Source organism: Herminiimonas sp. (assembly GCF_030645555.1).
Lineage (GTDB): Bacteria > Pseudomonadota > Gammaproteobacteria > Burkholderiales > Burkholderiaceae_D > Oxalicibacterium.
Genome location: NZ_JAUSME010000038.1, coordinates 1 through 8,366, shown reverse-complemented (window position 1 = coordinate 8,366; position 8,366 = coordinate 1). Strand labels below are relative to the sequence as shown.

At 53.4% G+C, this 8,366-nt stretch carries 9 protein-coding genes and 1 pseudogene; 4 read left to right on the top strand and 6 right to left on the bottom strand.

What is annotated here, in order from left to right:
• The coding region (locus tag Q7T06_RS13205; protein WP_370652326.1) for a hypothetical protein at nucleotides 1-105 on the top strand (105 nt) is incomplete at its 5' end.
• A gap of 288 nt (nucleotides 106-393) precedes the next feature.
• Here Q7T06_RS13205 and Q7T06_RS01625 read toward each other — a convergent pair.
• Nucleotides 394-1,398 carry a sodium:calcium antiporter gene (locus tag Q7T06_RS01625; RefSeq protein ID WP_304779046.1) on the bottom strand — a complete coding sequence of 335 codons (1,005 nt, stop codon included), beginning with the start codon at nucleotides 1,396-1,398 and terminating at the stop codon, nucleotides 394-396.
• 198 nt (nucleotides 1,399-1,596) lie between these two features.
• On the opposite strand from Q7T06_RS01625, the gene Q7T06_RS01620 reads away from it, so the two are divergent.
• Nucleotides 1,597-2,178, top strand: a complete 582-nt coding sequence (locus tag Q7T06_RS01620; protein ID WP_304779042.1) for a hypothetical protein — start codon at nucleotides 1,597-1,599, stop codon at nucleotides 2,176-2,178.
• Nucleotides 2,179-2,292: 114 nt separating this feature from the next.
• Here Q7T06_RS01620 and Q7T06_RS01615 read toward each other — a convergent pair.
• From Q7T06_RS01615 to Q7T06_RS01605, 3 genes and pseudogenes are all read right to left on the bottom strand, one after another.
• Nucleotides 2,293-2,685, bottom strand: a pseudogene (locus tag Q7T06_RS01615) (GGDEF domain-containing protein); the annotation flags it as partial.
• Between the two features lie 15 nt (nucleotides 2,686-2,700).
• Nucleotides 2,701-3,972: a cache domain-containing protein gene (locus Q7T06_RS01610; RefSeq protein WP_304779039.1), complete on the bottom strand. Its 1,272-nt coding sequence runs from the start codon at nucleotides 3,970-3,972 to the stop codon at nucleotides 2,701-2,703.
• Between the two features lie 238 nt (nucleotides 3,973-4,210).
• Nucleotides 4,211-5,227, bottom strand: a complete 1,017-nt coding sequence (locus tag Q7T06_RS01605; protein ID WP_304779036.1) for a c-type cytochrome — start codon at nucleotides 5,225-5,227, stop codon at nucleotides 4,211-4,213.
• A 285-nt stretch (nucleotides 5,228-5,512) separates the two neighbouring features.
• Between Q7T06_RS01605 and Q7T06_RS01600 the strand changes: the two genes are divergently transcribed.
• Nucleotides 5,513-6,517 carry a permease gene (locus Q7T06_RS01600; protein ID WP_304779033.1) on the top strand — a complete coding sequence of 335 codons (1,005 nt, stop codon included), beginning with the start codon at nucleotides 5,513-5,515 and terminating at the stop codon, nucleotides 6,515-6,517.
• 33 nt (nucleotides 6,518-6,550) lie between these two features.
• A complete protein-coding gene (locus Q7T06_RS01595; RefSeq protein ID WP_304779030.1) occupies nucleotides 6,551-6,787 on the top strand; it encodes a thioredoxin family protein in 237 nt (78 codons plus the stop codon).
• An 83-nt stretch (nucleotides 6,788-6,870) separates the two neighbouring features.
• On the opposite strand, the gene Q7T06_RS01590 is transcribed toward Q7T06_RS01595, so the two are convergent.
• Nucleotides 6,871-7,875, bottom strand: coding sequence for a sulfate ABC transporter substrate-binding protein (locus Q7T06_RS01590; protein ID WP_304779027.1), 1,005 nt, complete (start codon nucleotides 7,873-7,875; stop codon nucleotides 6,871-6,873).
• Between the two features lie 302 nt (nucleotides 7,876-8,177).
• A partial coding sequence (locus Q7T06_RS01585; protein ID WP_304779023.1) for a diacylglycerol kinase occupies nucleotides 8,178-8,366 on the bottom strand: 189 nt, incomplete at its 5' end.

Below are 8,366 nucleotides of genomic sequence, written 5' to 3'. Positions count from 1 at the left end.
AGCATGGAACTGGAGGGGCTCGACAGGCACCACCGCCTGATCGACAGTTACAAAAAATTGCATAAGGCTAGGGCCAATGTGGCGGGTGTTGGTTCATGGTGTTAATATCCCGCGTAGCGGCCCGACCATCGCATAACCTGCAACGCATGCGACATGCAGCGTTACACCCGTTTTGATCTTACCTCAGCAATCCAATGCATGCAATCTCAGGCCTTGTTGTAGCTGGATTTGCATCGAAAATTACGCGCGACGGCGTGATAAACCTGTCGAGGTCAAAATTGGCAGACAATGACCGCCGTCAACAAAGTTGTTGCCAACAGCAGAATTATGAGTGTCCAAGAAGCCCAGGGCGATTCAGTCAAATCTGAACAAGCTTGCTGGGTCTCGCCTGCCTTAATCCCCGTGTATAAATTGAACTACCACATTCAGGACGTACAGTGCCAGAAGGACTATGCTTACCCAGCTGCCAATGCGGAAAACTCTGGATACGGGGCGGTAGGTCAATGCGACGATAACCGCGCCGCTCATGATGGAGCCCGTGAGCGCTGACACTATGTGCAGCGAAGACACCTGCGCATACAAGGATCCTGGCTGGTAAGCCACATCATCCAGCGCAAGAATCAGCACATCAAAGAGATTGCTTCCCAGCAGGCTGCTAATCGCAAGGTCGACTGCACCGATGCGCAGCGCTCCAATGGTAGTTGCCAGCTCAGGAACCGATGTGGCAAGTGCGATAAAGAGCGTGCCAACAAAGGAGTTCGACCATCCCATGGCCCGCGCCAACTCCACGCCAAGGAAAGGTAACCATACCCCACTGCCGACAATCACGATGGAAGCCAGTGCATACCCCATGAGCGCGGTCTTGAGGCTCAAATTGTTTGAGGTCTGTTTTGACGTTTCATGGTTCTGCCTTTCAACCTGGTAAATCACTTTCATTGCCAATGCATAAAGACCAATCAGTGCAATGCTTCCCAGACTAACGTGCCCAATATTGGGTATGGTTCCCTGGGCACTCAACACAAGAATCAGAGCGGAGGCGGAAAGAAGAATCACGCCAAAAGTCGCCGGCAGAATGTGTCTGCGGCTGGCCACCGAATAGACCGCCTCTTTTCGGTAAAAGGCATCTATAAATGCCAGAATTGTCAGATTGAAGACGCAGCTTCCCAGAACATCACCAACGGCAATATCTGGCGCTTTTGCGATGGTGACTGCGCTCAGACCTGTTACCAATTCAGGCAATGAAGTTACGGTGGCTACCAGAATCAATCCTATCCAGCTTCGTGACAGTCCCGTCAGCTCCGCAAGTGCATCGCCATACCGAATCAGGCGCATACCCGCCAGACCTATCAGTCCTACGCAAAGTGCGAATTGCAGCCAAACAAATACGAGGTTGGTCATGAATAGGGACTTTAGCCGGATTGTTTAATCAGATCGATGAGAGCAATCGATATATGAGGCCAATTTTACAATTCTTGGCCTGGTAAAAGAATGGGGTTCTTGGCGTGTTCAGCAAGCTGGTGTGCTACATGCGTCAAAAATATCCACCGCAATCGTTAAACATGCCGAATTCAATGCGAAAATCAATGACAAGCAGACTTGAACAAGTCATTGGGAGCCAAGCAGATAACTGATATGAAAAAAAACCATCCGCCCATCCATCAAATCGAAATACGAATAGCGGAGGTTCCGCAACTCTTCAACTCGATGGATCCCACACCTTTTCATCATCGTGATCTGGATATAGATGCGGAAAGATTCCTGGAAAGTTGGGCTTTGGAATTTCCACAGGACAGCCACTTTCGCATCATCGTGCATATCGAACAGATGACGCCAGAAGACCCCACCAAGCTAGTTGAAACGGCCATCCAGAATCACTTCGAATACAAGGCCATACTGGCCAGGCGCAACTTGAGCCTGCTGCTGGTCGAGGGACGCACCAGCATGCTGATCGGGCTCGGTTTCCTGGGGCTGTGTTTGCTGGGCGCCGATCTTTTGTCTGTTTTTTCGAACAATACCTTCCTCAAGATACTCAAGGAAAGTCTGCTCATAGGCGGGTGGGTTGCCATGTGGCGCCCAATGCAAATGGTTCTTTATGATTGGTGGCCGATTGTTCGACGAATCAAAATCTATCAGAATTTAAGCCGCGCAATTGTGCAAGTGAAACCAGCGAAAACCTAGCAAAGAGGGGCTGACTGCATAGTGAATGTTCGGCTGTCGTTTCTTGCTTCTCGTTTGTTTATTGCTTCCGGTTTATCCGGCATGCGTTCTCCAGAGCTGACGATGGTTAATTGATCAGCACACTATCTCGGCAGCGAGCCGGTTGCGGCCAGCCTTTTTCGCTTCATACAGCCAGTGATCAGCTAGGCGGACGGCATCATCTTCATCGGCTTGCTCAAGACTGGCCAGGGCTATCCCTATACTTAAAGTAATACGGCCGGCAACCGGATCGGGTGCAGACTCCACCGCCTGCCTGAGTTTTTCAGCCACCTGGCAGGCGGCCTTCAGCGTGGTGGATGGCAACAACGCCAGGAATTCCTCGCCGCCAAAACGTGCGATGAAATCACTCTCGCGCAATGTAGTCCTGAGTATATTCGCCACCCACTGCAGTACCTGGTCACCCACCGCATGACCATGCGTGTCGTTGACCTGCTTGAAGAAATCGACATCCATCATCAGCACCGCATAGACGTTATGCGAACGCTACATCAGCACGAACTCGCTGCGCAAGCGCTCATTGGCGGCAAAACGGTTGGGCAATCGGGTCAGCGCGTCTTGCCGGGCAAGCAGGCGCAACTCTTCATTGGCCCTGGCCAGTTCGGCGGTACGCACAGCCACGGTTTGCTCCAGGCGCACATTGCTTTCGGCCAGCGCCTCCTTGCGACTGAGCAAGGTGCTGGCCATGCCGCGCAAGGCGTCGGTCACTTCATTGATTTCGACGGTTCTGGAACTCACCGTCAGCGGCATATCCTCGTCACCCTGCTCTACCCTGCGTGCCTGATCCGCCAGCTGCCGCAAAGGCCGGCTGAAGATAGTCGCGCCCCACCAGACCAGCACAATGAAAATCAACGCTGACAATGCAGCAGAGCCCATGATCACGCGCTGCAGTGCCTGAACGTCACCCAGCGTCTGCTCAGTCGGCTGGCGCACCACGATGCTCCAGCCCATCGAAGGTAACGCGTCCTGGACCGGCACCATGCTGGCCACATACTCATTGCCATCGGCCCATCGGCCGACGAAAAAAGCGCGTTCTGTCGTCATCGATGCAGGGACCAACACTTGGCCGTCGTATTTTTCAGGATGGATCACGCGGTTTTCGCGATTGACGATCAGTATTTCCAGGCGTGATTGCGCAGCATTGGCGGGCTTCAAGACCTTGATCACATCCGCCGCCCAACCCCAGTCGGCATGAGTGCCGAGCACGCCACGCACTTTGCCGTTTGCATCCAGCAGCGGCGCGGAAAAATCTATCAAGTGCAACTGCCCCCCACCAGCAGGTGGCGGCAACAACCGGCTCAGCAGCAAGGCTTCGTGCAAGTCGCCGGAAAATGCGCCTTTCAGTCCATGGATGAACCAGGGACGCTCGCGCACGCTGACGCCGCGCAAGATATTGCCGGTGGAAGATTGCACTATGCCATTGAGATCAGCCGCGCCTATCCACGAATAATGTGGATAAGACTTCTGGACTCGCTCCAGATTGGCTTTGAGTGCTGGATCGTCCAGTGCAGCAGTCTTGAACAAGGGCGTTTGCGTCAACAGCGTGATCTCGCGCTGCCGTTCTTGCAGGTTTTCCGCCACGACCGAAGCGACAGCCTTGGCCAGATCGTTGATCGCATCACCCCTGTCGGTCACCAGTTGCGTCACAAATACATGGTTGCTGTACAGGTAAATGGGCAGCCCGATAGCCAGCGCAAGGCCGCCAAAGGCCAGCACCAGCAAATGTTTGATACGGTAATGTCGTTTGGAAATAGGCACGAGACGCTTCAGTATGAAAAAGGGGGAACCTCGGACCGGCAAGCCGCTACATAAGACGGCAGATCGATAATTGACGTCGCGCTGCGAATATATATGAATTAGGGAAAAGAGTCGGCATCAATTTAATTTTGACGACTGGGGGAGGAGTCCGGCGCTCACGATTAAACGATTGTGTGCACGCTCGCACAGGCCTGACCATAGCAAGCCTGCTTGAATATTCCACGATGCAAAAGCGCGTTTATCTTCCGGAAGCCTTCATCAGACTTTCTTTGAGCGTCTTCATCTTTTCCTGCAAGGGGCCGAACGGTCCATACTTGTGCTGGTCCGCCGATGCACCATCGACATATGGCGGGAACGGCGCATCTACAGGCTTGTTCCAGCGCGCCGGAAAATCACGCTCAAGATGCGCCTTCACGGGCCGTGGCTTGCTCAAGACAAATGCGGCAACGTCATAGGCTTGATCGTCCGTCAACTGCGGCTTACCATGTTCCGCACCGAGTGGCATATTGGTTTTGATGAATGCGGATGCAAACAGCAGGCGGCCCATGCCCGCTCCATTGTTAAATGAATCCTTGCCCCAGAGCGGCGGGAAAGTATAGCCGGTAGCACTGCCCACCGCACCGGCACGAACACCCGCACCCTCGGCACCGTGGCAACTCGCACATTTCTCGATGAAGACCTTGCTACCCGCGACGGTGTCGGCACGCCGGTCAGGCGCCTTGAAAGGCGGCAGACCCTGGCCTTCCACTTTGCCGCCGGTCGGCACGTCTTTGGAAAGGAAATGCATGTACGTAACAAAGGCTTTCATTTCCCGGCTATCAAGCGGCAGCCGCTTGCCGGCCATGCTGCGCTCCATGCAACCATTCACGCGATCTTCAACCGTACTGACTTCATCTTCCCGACCACGGTACTGCGGAAAAGTGGCGTGCGCACCCACCCAGGGGATGGCGAATTTTTTGGTTGCAGATACCTGATGACAAGATGCACAAGCCAGGTTGTTACCCGCAAACCGCATCTTTTGATCTTTGACTTCCGGACCTATGTAGGCAAAGGTACGGTCGGTCAATTCTTTCCCATATCTGACCAGGCGTCCGTAGTGATCGTCGGGCAATTTGGAAACATCATAGGCTGCAGCCGGACGCATGGAAAAAATCGCCGGCGCTGCACCGCCTTGTTTTGAAGCAGGAGCAGGTGTCTGCGCGTGAAGGACGCCAGCGGCAAGCACTAGTCCCAGGGGAATCAGGCGATGCACCATATCATTTCTCCAAACGTTAAAGAGATGAATAAACACGCTTCACAGTCAATCAATGTACATCCAGATCAATCAAATGAACAGGCGTCTTTCAGATCAAAAATGCCTGACATAAATAATCCGGTACGAAGACAAGGACTTGTCGGATATCTGTTCCTGGCCTGGGCCGCTCGAGGTAGACTGTTCCATACACCAATGGTTCGCTGCCGGGAGAGTCGCAGTACACGGCATCTATCCTTGACATAGGCGATACAAGCGCGGTTCGCCGCACAATTGAGGAAGCAGCAGATGGAAATTTTCAAATGGCTCAACGATCAGTTGCTGCGCATGGACTGGCTGGCTTACCTGGTGCGCCTGCTGGTGGAGCACGTGTTCGGCCTGGACATGGCTAGCCGCATCGGTGCCAGCGTGCATTTTTTCATCTATGACGTGATCAAGATATTCATCCTGCTGTCAGTGCTGATCTTCAGCATCTCCTGGGTGCAAAGCCATTTCCCGCCCGAACGCACCCGGCGCATCCTCGGCAACATGAGCGGCTTCAAGGCCAGGCTGACCGGCGCGCTGCTTGGTACCATCACGCCATTCTGCTCTTGTTCATCCATCCCGCTGTTCATAGGCTTCACCAGTTCTGGCCTGCCGCTGGGCGTGACTTTCACCTTCCTGATTTCTTCGCCACTGGTGGATCTGGCTTCAGTGATCCTGCTGGCGAGTATCTTCAACTGGTATATCGCCATCGCCTATGTACTGGTCGGCCTGGTACTGGCAGTCGTCGGCGGCACCCTGATCGGTGCGCTGAAAATGGAACGCCATGTCGAATCCTTCGTCATGCACAACCCGGTGCTAGACATCCCGCAAGAACAATTGAGCATCCGTGATCGGCTGAACTTTTCCTGGGGGCAGGTCAGCGACATCTTCCTGCGCGTCTGGCCGTATGTATTGATAGGCGTAGGCATAGGCGCAGCCATCCACAACTGGATACCGGAAAACCTGATCACGGCGCTGATCGGTCAGGACAATTGGTGGTCAGTGCCGGTAGCAACACTGGTGGGCATACCCATGTACGCCGACATTTTCGGCACCCTGCCGATTGCCGAAGCGCTGGTAGCCAAGGGGGTCGGGCTGGGTACTGCACTAGCGTTCATGATGGCAGTGACCGCGCTCTCGCTGCCTTCACTGATCATGCTGAAAAAAGTAGTCAAGGGACCACTGCTGGGCTTGTTCTTTGGCATAGTGGTAGTCGGCATCATGCTCATAGGCTATCTGTTCAATGCCTTTTCCTACCTGTTAATCTGAACCGCGACCTCAATTCCAACCCAAGGAAAAACCATGATCATTAAAATCCTCGGCTCCGGCTGCAAGAAGTGCATCACCCTGACAGAGAACACCAAAACTGCGCTGGAAAAACTGGGCCGGCAAGCTGAAGTGGTGAAAATCACCGACTTCGCCGAGATCGCAGCCCATGGCGTGATGTCCACCCCTGCACTGGTCATAGACGACAAGGTGGTGTCGGTCGGCAAGGTACTGACAGCGGGCGAAGTGGAGGCGTTGCTGAAGCTACATTAAAGCAGGCGGGTAGAACGAGATGGTGTGGACGGGCTACCCGCGAGCAGCAAGATATTCATTTCAATTCCCGAAAATGGCGCAGATTATTTTTTGCCAGGTTGATAGATTTGGTCAAAGACGCCTCCATCGGAAAAATGTTTCTTTTGCGCGGCAGTCCAGCCGCCCACATCTGCAATCGTGTACAACTTCAGCTTTGGAAACTGGGCTGCATATTTCTTCGCAACTTTCTCGTCAGTCGGACGATAGTAGTTTTGCGCTGCCAGTTCCTGGCCTTCAGTGGTGTACAGATATTTAAGGTAGGCTTCAGCTTCCTTGCGGGTGCCGCGACGATCGACGACCTTGTCAACCACAGCGACTGGCGGTTCAGCCAGGATGCTCACTGAAGGCGCGACGATTTCAACCTTGTCCGGGCCGAGTTCCTTGATCGCCAGAATCGCTTCGTTTTCCCATGCCAGCAAGACGTCGCCTATGCCGCGTTCAACAAAAGTGGTGGTTGATCCACGCGCACCGGAGTCCAGCACCGGCACGTTTTTGTACAGCTTGCTGATGAAGTCGGTTGCTGTGGATTCGCTGCCGCCTGGTTGTTTCAACGCATACAGCCACGCTGCCAGATGGTTCCAGCGTGCACCGCCGGATGTTTTTGGATTTGGGGTAATGACGGCTACGCCCGGCTTGACCAGATCGTTCCAGTCCCTGATGCCTTTCGGATTGCCTGTGCGCACCAGGAACACGATGGTCGAGGTGTAAGGCGAGCTATTGTGCGGCAAACGTTTTTGCCAGTTTTTATCGAGCCATCCCTTTTCTGCAATCGCATCGATGTCATAGGCCAGCGCCAGAGTGACGACATCTGCTTCCAGCCCGTCAATGACAGCGCGACCCTGCTTGCCGGAACCGCCATGCGAGGCCTTGAGCTTGAGGTCATCGCCTGATTTTGCTTTCCACTCTTTGGCGAAAGCCTTGTTGAAATCCTGATACAGTTCACGCGTTGGATCGTAAGACACGTTCAACAACGATACTTCCGCTGCATGCACGGTTGGCGCAATCAATGCAATCGCGAAAGCAGTTCCTATCAATTTCTTGAGCAGCATTTTCTTTCCCCTTGAGCAAATACGTTTCTGAGGAATGAAGAGTAAAGCGCTGCCTTGAAAATCAAAACGAATTGTTTCATCGTTCCTTATGCGTTTTGCGCATAAGGACTGCAAGGCGCTTTTAAAAATCGCCTTGCTTGTCTCTCATTTCTTCGATGCTGCCAGGGTGCTGTCTATCGATGAAGTGAGTTGAAAATAAAAAAGCCGGTGCAAACAAAAAATGTTTGCACCGGCCGATCAGTAAACGTCTGCTGGTTTTTCTCTATTACCTGGTTCAGGTTCCAGTGGCAGACAACTCAAAATCAAGTACCGAAAAATACTGGCCACAGTATGACCAGCCAGGTCGCGGCTGCAAGCAACAAGGTCAGCAGCACGGCAGCACTGCCAAAATCTTTCGCATTCTTCGACAATGGATTGCGCTCCAGCGAGACACGATCGACCACCGCTTCTATCGCCGAATTGATCAGCTCGACGACCAACACCAATACAAA